Here is a 17,055-nt window from a genome sequence, read left to right as displayed (position 1 = left end):
CCCGTTGGGAAACCCATATGAAGCGATGGGAAATTCTCGCGTGTTTCTAGGGCTATTCAAGGGTAAGTTTGACCAGAATTTATGTTTAACAACCTAAAAATAAATGTCATGAAAACAACGCTAAGAATTTTATCGGTATTTCTGGTTTTGCTGGTCACAGCTTGTTCCAGTCTGAAGGTATCCAGTGAAACCGCTGATACTGCCGACTTGAACAAATACAATTTCTACACGGTCGCAGATACCGAGAAGGGGTTTTTACCCAATGTAAATCCAACGCAAAAGATGCAGTTGGAAAAAGCGATAGCAGAACAGGCTGCTGCCCTTTCAACTGTACAGAACAATTCTGGTGTGACCGGTCCAGATGTGTTGGTCAGCTACTTTGTAATTGTCGATACCAAACAGGATTATAATGTATATACAAATTACTACGGAAGAAGAAGGTGGCAATATCAAATCACGGATGTCGACGTCCGGGAATATACTGAAGGCACCTTGATTGTTGACTTTGTCGATGCAAAGACCAAACAAGTCGTATGGCATGGGAGCACTACTGGTATAATCAATCCCAATTCCATCAAATTGGAAGAGAAGATAAACGAAGCGGTCAAGGCCATTTTTGATCAATATAAGACAGACCAAAATAGTTAAAACAAACATCATGAAAACTAGAATCATAACAACGATATTTTTTTTGACCATCCTTTTTCAAATAAAGGCACAAGATGAGGGTTTCAACGTAGCAGGGATTACCTATACATTCAACCCAGCGGTACGTTTGGAGAACCCCTCAAATGAACAACTTGGGGACACAGAAATCAACCTTTCTGAATTTCGGGCATTCTTTCTAGCGCCTTTCAAACTAAAAAATGAAAAAACCACCCTTTTTGCAGGAGTTGACTACACCTTTCTTGGAGGGCCCTTAAATGACCTCCCCAATGATCGAAATGTTGAAGCCAACCTTCATGCACTCAAATTTTCAGCTGGAATCAATCAAAAGTTGAATGATCGTTGGGCGATTCGGGCCATTCTTTCACCGACGATTGCATCCGATTTTTCAGGAAGCTTAAGTTCCGATGCTTTTACACTGCAGGCATCGGGCCTTGTTCGGCACATCACTGAAAATGGCTTTACATATGGTCTGGGTGCGGCCTATATCAATGGATTTGGTGAGCCCCAACTGGTGCCTTTGGCGGAGTTTGTATATCGCAAGGGCAATCTGGATATCGTGATCTTGGCCCCGATACAGGCTGCGGTGCGCTATCGACTCAATAAGGTCATATTGGGATTCCGAGTAGATCTTCAGGGCAACGAATATGCGTTGAATGTTGAGGATGCCAATGGCAATATAGGGCAGGTTCAAAGTGTGAAATTTTCAAGGTACAATATCGGGCCCACTATAGCCACTGACCTTTCGAAAAGTGTTAGGCTTCAATTATCAGGAGGAATTTCATTGAAAAGAAAGCTGACGGCGACCGATGTGAACGGTGATACCGAAGATTACGGACTTGAAAACGGTGCTTTTCTAAAAGCCAGCTTCCTTTTAATAAAGTAATTCTAAAAACCGTAAGGGAAATTGGATTTCAACGTATAAAGCGATCTCAATGAAAATGTTACTTAGTTTTTTGACAGTATTGGCAATTGGTTTACAATTTGCGATGGCCCAAACCAGTTTAGAACCTGCTGAAATTTACCTAAAGGTGAATGATGCCGTTGTGGAAATCATCTCCAACTCAAAAGACCGTTCGAACCCAGAATATACAGTTTATGAGGAGGGTCTTGGTTCCGGCGTGGTGATTTCTGAGGATGGCTTGATCCTGACCGCTGCACATGTAGTACAGACTGCTGAAAAAGTCAAAATCAAGTTCACATTTGGGAAGGAGATACCAGCAAAAATCATTAGACTTTCCAAAGGTGCGGATGTAGCTCTATTAAAACTCGCTTGGATACCTGAAGATCTTGCCGTTGCTGAACTTGCAGATTCTGATGAAGTAAAAATCGGAGAAAAGATTTGCATCATAGGGGCGCCGTATGGTCTATCCCATTCCCTTTCAGTGGGTCACATCAGTGGAAAGCACCAAGAAATCAATATGACCAGTGGCTTTGTAAGGGCGGAATTCTTTCAAACCGATGCCGCCATTAATCATGGTAATTCCGGAGGTCCTATGTTCAATTCAAACGGTAATGTAATCGGCATCGTTAGTTCAATTTTGACAGAGTCGGGTGGTTTTGAAGGCATTGGCTTTGCCGCTACCTCCAACGTAACTAAAAAGTTGGTAGTCGATGAAAATAGTCTTTATACAGGACTGGATGGCTATCTGCTCGATGAAGCCTCCGCCTACCTACTTAATGTTCCCCAAAGTGGTGGGTTACTGGTGCAACGTGTGGTTCCACTTTCACCTGCAGACTTCGCTGGGTTAAAAGGTGGAAATGTAGCAATAGAACTCAACGAAGAAAAAATCATTCTAGGTGGTGACGTCATTCTGAGGGTGAACGGGATCAAACTTGAATCTGTTGATGTTTTGGAAGAAGTTGTCAGGATAGTTCAAAAATCTAAAAAAACCAATAGTCCCTTGGAATTGGAAATTGTAAGGGGCGGAAAAACTGAAAATATAACCATTCAATTAAATAAATAAGACCATGAAACGAAGCATAATTTTTATAGTGGCCATAGCTATTGTGGTTTTCGCAAGTTCTTTTGCGATTTCAAAAGAAGAGGTCCCTGCAGGAATGGTATTGGTGCCCGGTGGAAAAAGCATCATCGGATCTAATGAAGTCTTTGCACAGGAAGGCCCGGTCCATGAAAAGGTTACCAAAGCCTTTTATATGGACATTCATCCAGTAACCGTAGCCCAATTCAGAACATTTGTAGCAGAGACCCATTATGTTACCGATGCACAAAAATTTGGCAGCGCAGGTGTCTTCCAAATGGAAACAGGTCGTTGGACCTTGGTCGATGGAGCCAACTGGATGTTCCCTCAAGGTCCTAAGGGTGAACAAGCGAAAGACAATCACCCGGTAACCCAAGTCTCTTGGAACGATGCCAAAGCCTATTGCAATTGGGCCGGGAAACGTTTGCCCACAGAACAGGAATGGGAGCACGCAGCCAGAAATGGAGGATTGATCAAAACAGCTAAATATCCTTGGGGTTCCGATACGTTGATGAAAGATGGCGAATACCAGGCCAATGTCTGGCAGGGAGCCTTCCCCTTGTACAACAGCCAAAAGGATGGCTATAGATATACCTCTCCTGTAGGGGCTTTTGGAGAATCGCCCTTAGGCCTTCAAGACATGGCGGGTAATGTTTGGGAGTGGTGTGAGAATTGGAAAGTTCCATACAGTGAGGACTTGAAAAACTTCAATCCCAACCCTGAAAGCGAAAAGGCCCAGCGGGGAGGTTCCTTTTTATGTGACCCAATGGTCTGCCATGGCTTTAGGGTATCAGGACGGAGTGGCTCAACTCCCGAGACTTCATTGATGCACGTTGGCTTTCGATGTGTAAAGGATATTTCCAACCCATAAAATCGGCAATCATGATGAAAAATATTTTGACCAATAAATGTCCCCATTGCGGTATAGGCAGGATCTTTAAGGAGACCAATATTTACTTCAATTTCCGTAGGCCCCAGATGTACGGTCAATGTCCTACTTGTGGCTTCAACTATCAAAAGGAACTCGGTTTTTTCTTTGGAGCCATGTATGTGAGTTATGTGCTTACCGTGGCACAGGGGATAGCAACATTTCTAATGGCCAGTCCTTTTTTTGAAGAACGATTTGACTTGGGAATCGTTGGTGTTATTGCAGTGGTTTTGGTATTGCTTTCTTCCTTCAACATGAGGTTATCTAGGATACTCTGGATATATCTTTTTAAGGAATATCGGAAATAGTAGAGTTTATTGATAACTACAAAGAAGCAACTAGCTTTTCATTGTAATCATCTAAGATGTTTGTTGGTAGCGACTTCAGATAAATCTGCGTGGTATTTAATTTACTGTGCCCGAGCATAGTGGATATAGCATGTAGCGGAATATCATTTAGCATCGCTTGGGTTGCAAAACTATGACGTGAAACGTAGGTGGTTAGTTTTTGCTCAATATCGCACATTTCTCCAATGATTTTCAAGCCTCGATTGTAACGTTGGCGTTCCCAAGAGATTTCACGTTCTTGCAATGCTGGACTTTTTCTTTTGATTACAGGAAAGATATAATCCATCTTTGATTTTCCATCAAGATAAATCTTGAGAATTTCTGAAAGCTGCTCAGTAATTTTGATATCGTACAATTTGCCGGTTTTCTTTCGCCTGAACTTAATTCGTCCATCGATGATGTCTCCAACTTTTAAGTAGGCCATATCAGTAAAGTTCATGCCATAAAGTAGAAATGAGCAAATGAAGTAATTACGGTACCTAAAGAGAACCATATCCTTTGGAAGTTTTAAATCCATTATTTTTCTTATGTTCTCCATTGACAGTGCCCTCTTTTCTGTAGGAACTTGTCTGATAGTATAGTGTGTGAAAGGATATGCCTCACGCTCAATCAATCCAGCCTTGATACCTTTGTTATAAATTGCCTTGATAGCTCTTAGGTAAGTGGAAAGACTATTATATCCGTTGCCTTTGGCCAAATGATAATGCTCAAATCTTTTGATAAAATCATAGTTCAATTCATTGAACTTTAGATCTTTTCCCTTGGTAAATGTTCTCAAAATAGAGATAATACCAGTATAATTTCGGGCGGTCCCGTATCGGTGTGCAGTTCTAAGGTCTTCCGCTAAAGACTCTCCAAAAGTATAGAATGAAACATAGGTGCTGTTTTGGGTTATTCTGTTCTTTACTTGGGTAATGGATAAATAATTGAGTTTTCCACTATCATAAAGTCTGTTGATAATATCATTTGCCCTTGCTTCCTCCTTGAGGAGCAAAGTATTCAACCTCGCTATGTACTCTACTTTGGTGTAGGTCCTTTTTATGGCACATTTTTGAGAGTCCCAATATTTTTCTAATATTGAATACCCAGTCGCAATAGAAGTTGTTTTTCGCAAGTGGGTAAGGCGAAAAATAATGGGAAAAGAGCCATCTTTTTTAGCTCTTCGAGTATCCAATAAAAGCATCAAATACGTCCTCATATTCTTCAAGGTACTAAAAAAATTTGCAAACAATTTGCAAACAAATGGGTGATATTAAACCATATCAAATGATACTAAAAATTATGTATATATCTAAAAATCAATAAATTATAGTGTTTTTCCTTTTTTGAGATTTCTTTCCGAAGACGCTTCTAAGCAGACGGTCACAGGTTCGAATCCTGTCGCGATCACTATTTCAAAACCTCGGTATTCCTGAGGTTTTTTCTTTTCTTGTCGTTTTTGGAGTAAGCGGATAAAATCATTTGATTTTCTAATTAGATGCGCTAAATTGAGGAAGAACGAATTCATAATATAAAAAAGGAATTATGTGGAAATATGTTTTGGCATGGCTACCAATGGTATTTATCGCAATTGCCAACGGATTACTGCGAGAGAAGATTATTACAAGGCGCCTAAAAGAATTAAATGCCCATCAAGTCTCAACGCTCACATTAATCTTTTTTTTTGGGATTTACATATGGCTAATCCTTCGATTATTCAAGCCTGAATCATCTCAACAAGCCTTCAATATTGGGCTATTCTGGCTCGCGCTGACTGTAGTATTTGAATTTTTATTTGGACACTATGTTGCGGGTCATTCTTGGAGTAAATTGCTAAATGATTACAATATTATTGCTGGACGGGTTTGGATTCTAGTACTGATTTGGATTACTCTGGCACCTTATTTATTTTATCAATTACAGAAGTAGTCGGTAATGGTTTTACGGGTATAGCAAGTACCGCAATGTAGTTCAGGTGGATTTCTGATTTTGAAGCATTTTCATAAGTGGTTAAAAAGTCATTTTTTCTCTCTGATATGATCTTATATCAGATATATTCTGCAGTTATGATCAATTGGTATTAAAGAGTATTCAATCTTTTATTGAATTTGCCTCAACACATTTCATCCTTGCGTAAACCATGGAAACAAATTCTGTGGTTCTTAAGAAACAGTCTACTGTAACACTTTTTCCAACACTGTCCAAACATTGTCCCTAACAATTTGGTGCCCTTCTGGAGTAGGGTGTATGCCATCTTCCAAATTTAATTCAGGGTTACCTGCAACGCCTTCCAATAAAAAAGGGATTAAAGCGATTCCATTCTCTTCGGCCAGTTCGGGGAAGATTTTGCGAAATTCTGTGGTGTATTCTGGGCCCATATTAGGTGGTATTTGCATGCCAGCAAGTACAATTTCGGTATCAGGATTCCTTTTTCTTACCAAATCGATTATCGCTTGCAAATTGCTGCGGGTTTCTGCTAAAGGAATACCACGAAGCCCATCATTGGCACCCAGCTCCAACACAAACACATCGACCTTTTGGTTCAATACCCAATCCAGACGGTTGCGCCCACCTGAAGTAGTTTCTCCGCTGAGTCCTGAATTGATCACCGTATAATTGAGACCCAATGAATCCAAACGGTTTTGAATCAGTGCCGGGAAGGCCTCTTCGAGTTCCAAACCATAGCCCGCGGTAAGGCTATCCCCAAAGAACAGGATTACTTTTCCGGTGGTTTCCGTGGCAATGGTGTTTTCCGGGCTGCTATTGCCATCTGTGGTATCTGGAGCTTTTTTTGGGGCATCCCCACAGGAAATTAGGCAGAAAAGCAGAAAAAAATAACGAAACTTTAAGAGGTCTTGCATAGGTTACGGGCCTTAAAATCAAAATCATTTGCCTATTTTTCTTGTTTGAGAAAAAAGGAAGCAAAATTGCTATGTCAAAGATATTAAACGTCGAGCACCTAGGGAAGACCTATACGAGTGGCTCGAAACAATTAACGGTGTTGGATGACATCAATTTCAGTATCGAAGCAGGGGAGACCTTCTCCATCGTAGGGCCCTCGGGCAGTGGAAAGACCACCCTATTGGGCCTTTGTGCAGGACTGGATTATCCCGATACAGGAACTGTGGAACTATGTGGCACCAATTTAAGTACGCTCAACGAAGATGAGCGTGCCCAATTGCGCAACCAAGAGGTTGGCTTTATCTTTCAGAATTTTCAGTTGTTGCCCACTTTGACTGCCCTTGAAAATGTAATAGTACCTTTGGAATTACAAGGAGCAAAGAATCCAACGAAAATTGGTAAGGAACTTTTAGGCAAGGTCGGTTTGGGCGACCGCCTGCACCATTATCCATCACAGCTTTCAGGTGGAGAGCAGCAACGGGTGGCCCTGGCACGGGCCTTTTCAAATAGCCCTTCAATTTTATTTGCAGATGAGCCTACGGGCAATCTCGATCAAGATACGGGCGACCGTGTGGTACAACTGCTGTTTGAGCTCAACCAAGAGGCAGGAACTACTTTGGTCATTGTCTCCCACGATTTGGAATTGGCCCAAAAATGCCAACGCCTACTGCGATTACGAGGCGGCAAAGTGATCTCGAACGAAGTATTGGTCGAGTCGTGAGAAATTCCTCTAAAAAGATATCCGGGCCAGGATGGAAATGGCTGCTGAAAATGGCTTGGCGCGACAGCAAGGCCAGTGGCAGTCGTCTGCTTTTGTTTATGGCTTCCATTATTTTGGGCATTGCCGCGGTTGTGTCCATTCAGTCCTTTAGTAAGAACTTGGAAGAAAACATTGCAATTCAATCCAAGGCCTTAATGGGGGCCGATTTTGTAATTGATAGTAACAAGCCCCCGAATGAAAAGGTATTGGCCATTATAGATTCCCTTGGAGGGGCTGATGGGCGTTCTGTGGGGTTTGCCTCAATGGCGGTTTTCCCGAAAACTGGGGATACTAAATTGGTCGGGGTACGCGGCATTGAAGGCGGATACCCGTTTTACGGTGAACTGGAAACTAAACCTGTAGCCGCAGCCCAAACCTATCAAGAGTCAGGCGGCGCCCTCGTAGATGCAACACTTATGCTACAATATGGGATGCAAAAAGGGGATTCGATTAAGGTGGGAAATACGGTGTTCCCCATTGTGGGCACTTTGATTTCCGCTCCAGGAACCTCGGGAATTGGGGCTGCGGTGGCTCCTCCCGTAATTATTCCCTACGATGTGGTAGAAGGCACAGGACTAATACAAGTGGGAAGTCGAATAGGATATGACTATTATTTTGTTGCCGAACCCGGACAGGATTTGGAGGAGTTGGATAGGGTTGTCGATCCTCAACTCGATGTTGAAAACGCAGATTTGGATACGCACATCAGTACTGCAAAACAGCTTGGGAGAAGCTATGATAATTTCGGAAAGTTTCTTAATCTTATCGCCTTTATTGCGCTTTTATTGGGCTGTGTAGGTGTTGCCAGTTCGGTGCATATCTATATCAAAGAGAAATTACGGTCCGTGGCCGTATTAAAATGTATCGGAGCTACCCGAAGACAAACCTTTTTGATCTATCTGCTGCAAATTGCGGGTATGGGACTATTGGGCGGTATTTTTGGAGTGCTGGGCGGATTGCTCCTGCAACAGTCCTTTCCTTTACTGTTACAGGGTTTTTTACCGTTTGAAGTCCAGATTTCCCTCGTGCCCAATGCCCTTTGGTCTGGATTGGTATTGGGAATATTGTTATCGGTATTGTTTGCGCTGATGCCCTTATTGAACACTTGGTTTGTTTCACCCCTACAGGTGTTGCGGGTTGAAGAGAACGGATATCAAAAATCACGAAAAGCACAGTTATGGGTCTTATTGGGTATTGTACTGTTTATTTTCTCCTTCTCTTTTTGGTTATTGGGCAGTGTTCGATATGCGCTGTATTTTGTGCTGGGCATCTTGGTGGTCTTTGCACTTTTGGGAGGTGTCGCGACACTTTTTATGCGGGCCATCAAAAAATATTTTCCAACTTCCTGGGGGTTTACGGCCCGGCAGAGTCTCTTGAACCTGTATCGGCCCAACAACCAGACAACGGTCCTTGTTTTGGCCATTGGCGTGGGCACCTTTTTGATTAGTACGCTTTACTTCACAAAAGATATTCTATTGGCCCAAGTTTCCTTCGAAGCTTCGGAGGATACACCCAACCTTATCCTATTGGACGTACAAAGCAATGAAAAACAAGCTGCTGCCAATAGTATCGAAGCATCAGGACTGCCTGTTTTGAACAATATTCCCATTATCACCATGCGGATGCATCAAATCAAGGAGCGTCCAGTACGAGAACTTATTCTAGATTCCACCGTTACCATGAATCGTTGGGTTTTGTTCCATGAATTCAGGGTCACCTATCGTGATTCACTGGTCGCCTCTGAGCGAACGGTAGAAGGTACTTGGCCGCTTGCACGTGAAGGTAATGGAATTATTCCCATATCGATGTCCGATAACGTGGCAGCCGATGCACAGGTCAAAATAGGGGATACTATAGTATTCAATGTACAGGGGGTATTGATGGAAACCAAAGTGGCCCATCTTCGTGAAGTGGATTGGGCCCGTATGCAGGTCAATTTTTCTATTCTGTTTCCTTCAGGGGTTTTGGAAGGGGCCCCCCAGTTTCATGTCTTGACCACCAAAGCTCCAGATGCAGCCAAATCGGCCGCATTACAACGTGACCTCGTGCGAAAATTTCCAACAGTGTCCATTATCGATTTAAGACAGATTTTTACGGTCATCGAAGATATTCTGAACAAAATTGCTTGGGTAATCAACTTTATGGCCTTCTTCAGCATTTTAACTGGAATTATTGTGCTTATTGGTTCGGTACGGACGAGTAAATACCAAAGAATCAAAGAAAATGTGCTTTTGCGTACTTTGGGAGCTAAAGGCAAACAAATTCTGCGCATTGCTGCGCTTGAATACCTCTATTTGGGACTTTTGGGAGGAGGTATCGGCATACTTTTGTCCTTATTGGGCAGTCTGCTGTTAGCACGGTTTGTCTTTGAGGTAAGCTTTGTGCCTTCAGGTATTCCTTTTTTAGTGGTATTGCCCGGTATAATGGTCCTTGTACTTGTCATTGGATTGTTGAACAGCAAAAGTGTACTGAAAAGCCCTCCACTTGAAGTGCTCCGGAAGGAAGGGGGGTAAAATTTCGAAAAAACAAATCAAGGGTCAATAATATGATGTTGGCCGTTTGTATATATATTCAAAAAGTTTTTTCTGCAGCACTGCCCAAGCTTTATTACTCTCTTCTTTGGGTAGATTTGGTACTTTCTAAAAAGCTTCGAAGCTGTCCCAGGCGGAGATTACCAATAGTGGAATATCCATTGGAGTTTTGATTTCACTTTGTTCGTAGGTCAAGGGCAGCAAGTCCATTTCGCTATACATGGCATCATAATATGAAGGTTTGGGAGAATTATGCTGATATGCGTTCTAGTATTTTTTATCCAATGTAGAATCAATGGGAATGTGGTTTGATTTGAGGTGTCCCATTCGGGCCATTGATCTGATCTATTTAAACTGCTGCTTTCCAGCTTCCAGTACGTTGGAAATCATTGGTGGTAGATGGTCGAATTGATATTCTAAAGCGGAATCAACCAGAATAAGCACTTTTACCTTTTCTGGAAACTGTTTGGCAAAAGCTTTCACGATGAGGCCCCATATGAATGTCCAATAAGTATAAATGATCTACCTATTCCCATTTTTTCAAGCCCAGTATTGAGTTCTTCCACAATGTTTACTGCTGTTCTTGAATATGGGGATGGGTCGCTCCATCCGCAACCCGCCCTGTCATAGGTCACCACTTTAAATTTGTCAGATAGTTCCTTCTGGAATTCCAACTATTGCAGAGCCATACTATTCAGTTTTGGTCGACTTATTGGTTTATTTAATCTTTAATGGACTTATTTCCTGCATTTTACACTTTTTTTATATATTTTGGAAAATTAAGACTATCTTTGCATCAATAAAATTGGGAAAGCCCAGATTAGTTAAGTCTTCACAGATTCAGTATTCGTTTAAGCTCTCTTCATTTTTTAGCAATAGTGCAAAAACATTTTTAAGCTAAACATTAGGATAGCAACATTAGTAATGACGTTGTTTTTAATAAAGACAAGTCTTCATCTTTAGATATATTTCTGTTTGTTATCCATCCTTTTGCCTTTTCCTTGTTTTTGAACTTTTAGCGAATAGATTTAAATATTAATAGAGATTGACAAAAAATCTAAAGTTCTCAAAGAGAACAAGCCCACGTTCTACAAAAAACATCTAAGGACAGGGTTGGGAATTATTTCCAAAGAACATTAAAAAGAATAGTAAACAATAAATATAAAGTAATGCAAGAAGGAACAGTAAAATTTTTCAATAGTGCCAAAGGATTTGGTTTTATTAAACCCGTAGATTCTGACGAGGATGTATTTGTACATCAAAGTGGTCTTATTGATGAAATAAGAGAAAACGACAACGTAAAATTTACGGTAGAAAGAGGACAGAAGGGTATGAATGCGGTTAATGTTGAATTAATCGACTAATTTACCTTACTCATAATAGTTCAAAGCCATCTTAATTGATGGCTTTTTTTGTGTTTCTTGTTCTGTACCTTCTTATAAATTGTGGTCCCAGTAATCTGGATTTTACTTCTTGAACCGTGTATTGAATCATTATGATTTTTCGGTATCGAACCAATACTGCTTTCCAAAGAGATTGGGATTAAAATCGGCATCATCAAGACTTGGCCCCACATCAATGTCCTTATACCGCTCTGTTTGAATTAGATTGCCATCCACTCGAAACTCAATCCAAGTTTCAATCCAATGCCCATCAAAATTTTTGAATTCATCGTAATTCACTTCATAAAGCTCTCCCTGTTTTCCCTTACTAAATCGCCTAACCACATATAGCTTTTCTTCATCCAACCATATTTGGGGCTTGTTCAATTTCCCTTCTGTGGAACCAATAATATAGATAGGCTTGTTTTTATAATTGGATTTACTGAAAACATCGGTATCAACCCCCAATTTTTCCAATCGTTCCAAGGTTTCTTCCACGGAATAATGGAAGAGTCCACCCTCAAGTATAAGAAACTCCTGAATTTCAGGGCCTCGGTGGACGAGCTCGTTCCCTCGAAAGACATAAATACTGTCATTCCTGTTAATATTGGCATTTCCATTTTCAGGATCTCCAAAATCAATTCTAAAATCTTTGGGATAGCGAATCGCCTCGTACCAAATGGTTGTATCGGTTGGAGAGCCTTGCTGATTGAACCTGACGGTCTCTTGAATAAAGGTGAAGGCTTTCAAGTGATCTTTGGCATGTTGGCTTTTTATGTGTTCAATCAATGCTGACGTACTCTCGAAATCCTCACTTCCTGCCGTTACATTGACAGGTACTTTGGGATTAAGCAAGAAATAGGCTGAGACCAAAAAAAGGACAAGGGATACACCGGCAATTACGAAAAGCGACCTTAATTTCATACAGTTTTAAAGTATTGCAGATTATTATGAAAACCAAAAGTAGACAGCAACCCCTGTAACAAATTGTACATTTTAGACACCTATATTTTCAGATAGGATCTCGTATGTACTTTAAGGAATATTATCCAGAGGCTTTTTTCTCTAGGTATATTGATAGTTACTTCACCATAGATACTTCATTTATATATGAAGATATTACAGATTTGGTGGTGCCAGATGGCACATTTGGATTGTTGTTCATTGATTCGCAAGACTCCATAAAAAGGAACGTGCCCACACAGGCTCCTCCTATAACTTTGAAAAAGTCCAGTCTTTTTGGACAGAAAACCAAATCGGTCAATTATTACTACTCTCCCGGCAAGACCCAATCTTTCGGTATTAAAATAAACCCCGAAGGACTTCCCTTGTTTTTGAGTGATAGTTCCAAAGACTTCAAAAATCTATATGTTGAATTGGACTATGTCATGGACAAAGGTCTGATGGAGTTGGAGGAAAAAGTATTGGAGAAAACCAATGTTGGAGACAAAATTCAGGTGGTGGAGCAATTTTTGCTACAGAGTATCTCAAAGATTAATGCAAACCCCGATTACTTACTTTTTGTAGCTATCATTGAGCATATCAAGGAGAAAAAAGGAGAAGTGCGCTTTGATTCATTAACATCCCACTTCAACCTTAACTACAAAAAAATCGAACGTTTGTTTCAACATTATCTTGGGGTAAATCCCAAAACCTATATCCGAATAATTCGTTTCAATGCAACAATCCATCTTAAAAACCAATTGAAAGAGCTTAATCTTACCCAAATCGGCAATGAAGTTGGTTTTTTTGATCAGTCCCATTTTATCCGTGAGTTCAAGACCTTCTCAAATCTTACCCCAAAGGAGTTTTTTACCAAAGAGCTATCATCTTCAGAAAAGATATTGATGGCTATGATTTCTAAACGATGGATTGAATGATTGTCTAATTTTTACAATTATGCTCCCAATACCCACCGTATTATTGAAACGAATCAACGACGCTTACCCATAGTGCGTCAAATGCCCAACGAAGTCAGATCTAAAAGGGTAAAAAACACTAAATAAACGAAGATAGATTATGGTTGTAAATAGAAGAATGTGCATTCTGTTACTGAGCTTCAGTTTTTGCTTGTTGAACGCTCAAATCACCAAGGTGGAACCCTCCGAAGATTTTTACACCTATGTAAACCAAGCTTGGATAAACAATACCGAGATTCCAGATGAATATGGTTCATGGGGAAGCTTCCATGAGGTGTATCAAAACAACCAAGACTATCTCAAGGAAATATTAACCAGTCTTCAAACAAATAGTGTTAATCTCGGCAAAGGCTCAGAAAAACAAATTGTTAGGGATTTTTACAACAGTGGTATGGACACTATGGCTCTCGAGGCTTTGGGTAAGCAACCATTATTGACCTACTTGAAGCAAATAGGGGAAATACAGTCCATAAAAGATTACTTGGACCTTATACCAAAGTTCTATGCCATGGGTATACAGGCACCATTTTATGTATGGGCCAGTCCAGATGAAAAAAACAGCGTTGTTTATGCCTTATATATCGCCCAGTCCGGCTTGGGAATGGGTAATCGTGCATATTATTTGGAGGATAATGAAAAATACGAAAACATAAGAAAAGAATATGTGGCGCATATTACCAAAATGTTCCAATTAGCAGGGATCAATGAAGGTAAGGAGACCGAAAAAGCAAAGAAAGTTTTCGAAATGGAAACCGTAATGGCACGTATTCACAGAACACCGGTGCAGGGAAGGGACAGTGAGCGAAGCTATAATAAGAAGACCATGGAAGAACTCAAGAAAATGACCTTCAACATAGATTGGCCTGGCTATTTTCAGGCCTTGGGTATTGAAGACGACATGGAATACGCAATTGTTCAAGAACCAGAGTTCATTGCTGTTTTTGATCGTATGCTACAGGACTATACTGTGGAGGATTGGAAAAATTACACGCAATGGAAACTATTACAGAGCACAGGTACTTATTTGTCCAAGAGTTTTAGGGACCAACAGTTTCATTTTTACCAAACGGTTTTTTACGGTACCCCAAAACAACAACCCCGATGGAAAACGGTCTTGGGAACGTTGAACGGCAATGTTGGTCAACCCCTGGGCAAACTCTATGTAGAAAAACACTTTCCAAAAAAGAACAAGGATAAAATGCTCGAATTGGTAGCTGGACTAAAAGAAGCCTTGTCCAATCGGATTGATGGCTATGATTGGATGTCGCAAGCCACAAAAGCAGCAGCACAACATAAGTTGGGAAATATCGGTGTAAAAATGGGCTATCCGGATAGATGGTTGGACTACTCCAACTTGGAAATTAAAGCTGATGATTATTTTGGAAACATAGTACGTTCCACAGAATTCAACTTTAACAGGGAAATCAACAGAGTTGGAGAATCGATTGACCCCAATTATTGGGGAATGACACCACCTACCGTGAATGCCTATTATTCACCTACCCGCAACGAGATAGTATTCCCGGCGGGAATACTAAACCCACCATTTTTTGATTATGAAGCAGACGATGCCACCAACTTTGGTTCCGCAGGTGTGATTATTGGACATGAGATTTCACATGGGTTTGACGATAAAGGTAGTCTTTACGATGCGGAAGGGAACCTAAAATCATGGTGGACCACAGAAGATCGCGAGAAGTTTGAACAGCGGGCCCAAAAAATCGAAGAGCAATTCAATGAGTACAAAGTACTGGATTCCATAAGTATAAATGGAAAACTTACCCTGGGAGAAAACATTGGTGATTTGGGTGGGATGGCCATTGCCTTTGAAGCGATGAAACTCAACCAAAAAAGAAAAGGTCCTAAAGTTATTAATGGACTTACCGATGCGCAACGCTTTTTTATAGCCTATGCCAAAATGTGGAGGATTAAGTTTAGGGACAATGTGTTGGCGAATCAAGTGAAGACCGACCCACATTCCCCAGGAGAATTTCGGACCAATGGGACCCTCTCCAATTTTGAGGAGTTTTTTAAGGCCTTTGATATTCCCAAAGGGACCAAAATGAGACGCGAAGAAACGGTAGAGATTTGGTAGCCGATAAACAGTTTTATTCTAACCAAAATTAACTTCATGAAAATAAGGAACCGCATAACTGTCTTTTTGGGATGCTTTGTCATTTTACTGTTTTACCAGGCAACAATCGCCCAAGACTTTTATACTGAACTAAGTTCAGAACTTCAAAAAGAATTGAATTCCATTGTTGTTGAAAACGAATTGCCAGGAATCACATTTTCCCTGCTTTTTGATGACGAACATCAAATCAATCTGGCAGCAGGTTATCAAGACAGACAACAAAAACTACCGATGCAAGTGGATAGCAAAATGCTGTCTGGCAGTGTGGGCAAAATTTTCTTCAGCACTTTGGCCTTGAATATGGTACAAGATGGAAAATTGAACCTTGACGATCTCGCATCAAAATATTTGGGAGATAGGGAATGGTTCAACACTTTTCCAAACCACTCAGAAATCAAAATAATTAATCTATTGAACCATACTTCGGGACTGCCTCGACATCTGTTTCAGCCGGAGTTTTTACAAGAGTTTTTAAAGGACCCCCTGGAGAAAAGAGACCCCGAACAGTGTATTCAATCAATCGCAAACAAGCCTGCGGTGCATCCAGTGGGTGCTGGCTGGGCTTATTCGGATACCAATTATATTTTACTGGGTCTTATCATTGAACAAATGACCGGAGAAGATATTTATGCTTTAGTGGATACAGAATTGCTACAACCGCTTCACCTAAAAAATACGCTTCCTGCCGTTGACCGAAGAATAGCGGGGTTGGTGCAAGGATATATCGGTCCTCAAAATCCGTTTCAATTGCCTGAAAAAGTAATGGGCGATACTGGAGAGTTGCTTGTGCATCCCGCCTTTGAATGGACCGGGGGTGGTTTTGCCACAACTCCCTCTGATTTGACAAAAATGGTAAAGTTTATTCATGAAGGTGACTATTTAAATCAGGAAACTAAAGATTTGCTCACATCCGCTGTAAATATGGCTACAGGTCAGCCCTATGATCAGGGATATGGATTGGGGAGCTTTGTTTGGAGCAAAAACGAGGATACCCGATACGGACATTCTGGTTTTTTTCCAGGATATGTCTCTCATGTGGAATATTCCAAAAATCGTCAATATGCACTGGCCATCCAAGTAAATTATGACGGGGCGTATGCCTATTTGCAGCAATTTTTGTTCGATTTAGAACAAGTTATAGAGGGACATTTGGATGAAATAGATGATTACAAGATTAGGCAGAATTTTAAAAAACAAGAAGCATGTTGGAACAACGCTGATATAGCATGCTATATGGAAGCGTATGCTACCACCGAACACATTCAAACAGCTTCCCGAGGGGGAATAACATATGGATATGACAATATTATTGGAAATTATCGCAAGTATTTTCCAAAGGAAAGGATGGGAAAGCTGTATTTTGATAACATCAACACACGAAGACTGAGCGATAACCTATATTTCGTGACAGGAAGATTTAACCTCAGGTTTCCGGATAGGGAAGATTTGGCAAGAGGATGGTTTTCCGTCAACATGAAAAAAATTAATGGGAAATGGCTGATGATTACTGACCATTCAAGTTGAGC

Annotated in this window: 17 protein-coding genes; 12 read left to right on the top strand and 5 right to left on the bottom strand. The window is 40.8% G+C overall.

Going from position 1 to position 17,055, the window contains the following annotated elements; genetic code table 11:
- The first annotated feature begins 108 nt into the window (after window positions 1-108).
- Genes GTQ34_RS05135 through GTQ34_RS05115 form a run of 5 tightly spaced genes read left to right on the top strand, consistent with a single transcriptional unit; the run spans window position 109 to window position 3,884 of the window.
- Window positions 109-648 carry a DUF4136 domain-containing protein gene (locus GTQ34_RS05135; protein ID WP_166522665.1) on the top strand — a complete coding sequence of 180 codons (540 nt, stop codon included), beginning with the start codon at window positions 109-111 and terminating at the stop codon, window positions 646-648.
- Between the two features lie 10 nt (window positions 649-658).
- Window positions 659-1,552, top strand: a complete 894-nt coding sequence (locus tag GTQ34_RS05130) for a DUF6268 family outer membrane beta-barrel protein (RefSeq protein ID WP_166522664.1) — start codon at window positions 659-661, stop codon at window positions 1,550-1,552.
- Between the two features lie 49 nt (window positions 1,553-1,601).
- Complete coding sequence (locus GTQ34_RS05125) at window positions 1,602-2,633, top strand: S1C family serine protease (RefSeq protein ID WP_208103824.1); 1,032 nt, start codon at window positions 1,602-1,604, stop codon at window positions 2,631-2,633.
- Between the two features lie 4 nt (window positions 2,634-2,637).
- Entirely contained in the window at window positions 2,638-3,519 is an 882-nt protein-coding gene (locus tag GTQ34_RS05120; protein ID WP_166522663.1) for a formylglycine-generating enzyme family protein, read from the top strand.
- Between the two features lie 11 nt (window positions 3,520-3,530).
- Complete coding sequence (locus GTQ34_RS05115; protein ID WP_166522662.1) at window positions 3,531-3,884, top strand: DUF983 domain-containing protein; 354 nt, start codon at window positions 3,531-3,533, stop codon at window positions 3,882-3,884.
- 16 nt (window positions 3,885-3,900) lie between these two features.
- Here GTQ34_RS05115 and GTQ34_RS05110 read toward each other — a convergent pair whose 3' ends face one another.
- Complete coding sequence (locus tag GTQ34_RS05110; protein ID WP_166522661.1) at window positions 3,901-5,121, bottom strand: site-specific integrase; 1,221 nt, start codon at window positions 5,119-5,121, stop codon at window positions 3,901-3,903.
- Window positions 5,122-5,447: 326 nt separating this feature from the next.
- Here GTQ34_RS05110 and GTQ34_RS05105 point away from each other — a divergent pair, with 326 nt between their 5' ends.
- Window positions 5,448-5,831 (top strand): hypothetical protein, encoded by a 384-nt coding sequence (locus GTQ34_RS05105; RefSeq protein ID WP_208103823.1) that lies wholly within the window; start codon window positions 5,448-5,450, stop codon window positions 5,829-5,831.
- A gap of 245 nt (window positions 5,832-6,076) precedes the next feature.
- Here the strand turns inward: GTQ34_RS05105 and GTQ34_RS05100 are convergent, their stop codons facing one another.
- A complete protein-coding gene (locus GTQ34_RS05100; RefSeq protein WP_166522660.1) occupies window positions 6,077-6,763 on the bottom strand; it encodes an arylesterase in 687 nt (228 codons plus the stop codon).
- A gap of 71 nt (window positions 6,764-6,834) precedes the next feature.
- Here GTQ34_RS05100 and GTQ34_RS05095 point away from each other — a divergent pair, with 71 nt between their 5' ends.
- Window positions 6,835-7,524, top strand: coding sequence for an ABC transporter ATP-binding protein (locus tag GTQ34_RS05095; RefSeq protein ID WP_166522659.1), 690 nt, complete (start codon window positions 6,835-6,837; stop codon window positions 7,522-7,524).
- A 50-nt stretch (window positions 7,525-7,574) separates the two neighbouring features.
- Window positions 7,575-10,076 carry an ABC transporter permease gene (locus GTQ34_RS05090; protein ID WP_166522782.1) on the top strand — a complete coding sequence of 834 codons (2,502 nt, stop codon included), beginning with the start codon at window positions 7,575-7,577 and terminating at the stop codon, window positions 10,074-10,076.
- 363 nt (window positions 10,077-10,439) lie between these two features.
- Here GTQ34_RS05090 and GTQ34_RS05085 read toward each other — a convergent pair whose 3' ends face one another.
- Both GTQ34_RS05085 and GTQ34_RS05080 read right to left on the bottom strand, forming a co-directional pair.
- Window positions 10,440-10,577, bottom strand: a complete 138-nt coding sequence (locus GTQ34_RS05085) for a hypothetical protein (RefSeq protein WP_166522658.1) — start codon at window positions 10,575-10,577, stop codon at window positions 10,440-10,442.
- On the bottom strand, window positions 10,574-10,768 hold the full coding sequence (locus GTQ34_RS05080; protein ID WP_166522657.1) for an alpha/beta fold hydrolase: 195 nt from the start codon (window positions 10,766-10,768) through the stop codon (window positions 10,574-10,576). The genes GTQ34_RS05085 and GTQ34_RS05080 overlap by 4 nt, the downstream gene beginning before the upstream one ends.
- Before the next feature lie 495 nt (window positions 10,769-11,263).
- On the opposite strand from GTQ34_RS05080, the gene GTQ34_RS05075 reads away from it, so the two are divergent.
- Window positions 11,264-11,458, top strand: a complete 195-nt coding sequence (locus tag GTQ34_RS05075) for a cold-shock protein (RefSeq protein ID WP_166522656.1) — start codon at window positions 11,264-11,266, stop codon at window positions 11,456-11,458.
- A 129-nt stretch (window positions 11,459-11,587) separates the two neighbouring features.
- On the opposite strand, the gene GTQ34_RS05070 is transcribed toward GTQ34_RS05075, so the two are convergent.
- The gene (locus GTQ34_RS05070; RefSeq protein ID WP_166522655.1) at window positions 11,588-12,400 is read right to left on the bottom strand and encodes a LolA-like protein; all 813 of its coding nucleotides are present in this window, start codon (window positions 12,398-12,400) and stop codon (window positions 11,588-11,590) included.
- A 104-nt stretch (window positions 12,401-12,504) separates the two neighbouring features.
- Here GTQ34_RS05070 and GTQ34_RS05065 point away from each other — a divergent pair, with 104 nt between their 5' ends.
- The 3 genes from GTQ34_RS05065 to GTQ34_RS05055 all read left to right on the top strand — a co-directional run bounded on the left by GTQ34_RS05065 (window position 12,505) and on the right by GTQ34_RS05055 (window position 17,053).
- On the top strand, window positions 12,505-13,356 hold the full coding sequence (locus GTQ34_RS05065; RefSeq protein ID WP_166522654.1) for a helix-turn-helix domain-containing protein: 852 nt from the start codon (window positions 12,505-12,507) through the stop codon (window positions 13,354-13,356).
- Window positions 13,357-13,495: 139 nt separating this feature from the next.
- Entirely contained in the window at window positions 13,496-15,490 is a 1,995-nt protein-coding gene (locus GTQ34_RS05060) for a M13 family metallopeptidase (protein WP_166522653.1), read from the top strand.
- Window positions 15,491-15,526: 36 nt separating this feature from the next.
- The gene (locus GTQ34_RS05055; RefSeq protein ID WP_166522652.1) at window positions 15,527-17,053 is read left to right on the top strand and encodes a serine hydrolase domain-containing protein; all 1,527 of its coding nucleotides are present in this window, start codon (window positions 15,527-15,529) and stop codon (window positions 17,051-17,053) included.
- Window positions 17,054-17,055: the final 2 nt, after the last annotated feature.

This window comes from Flagellimonas ochracea (assembly GCF_009903685.1).
GTDB classification, from domain to species: Bacteria; Bacteroidota; Bacteroidia; order Flavobacteriales; family Flavobacteriaceae; genus Flagellimonas; species Flagellimonas ochracea.
The sequence above is the reverse complement of the archived record's forward strand: the minus strand, read 5'-3'. Positions and strand labels throughout refer to the sequence as shown.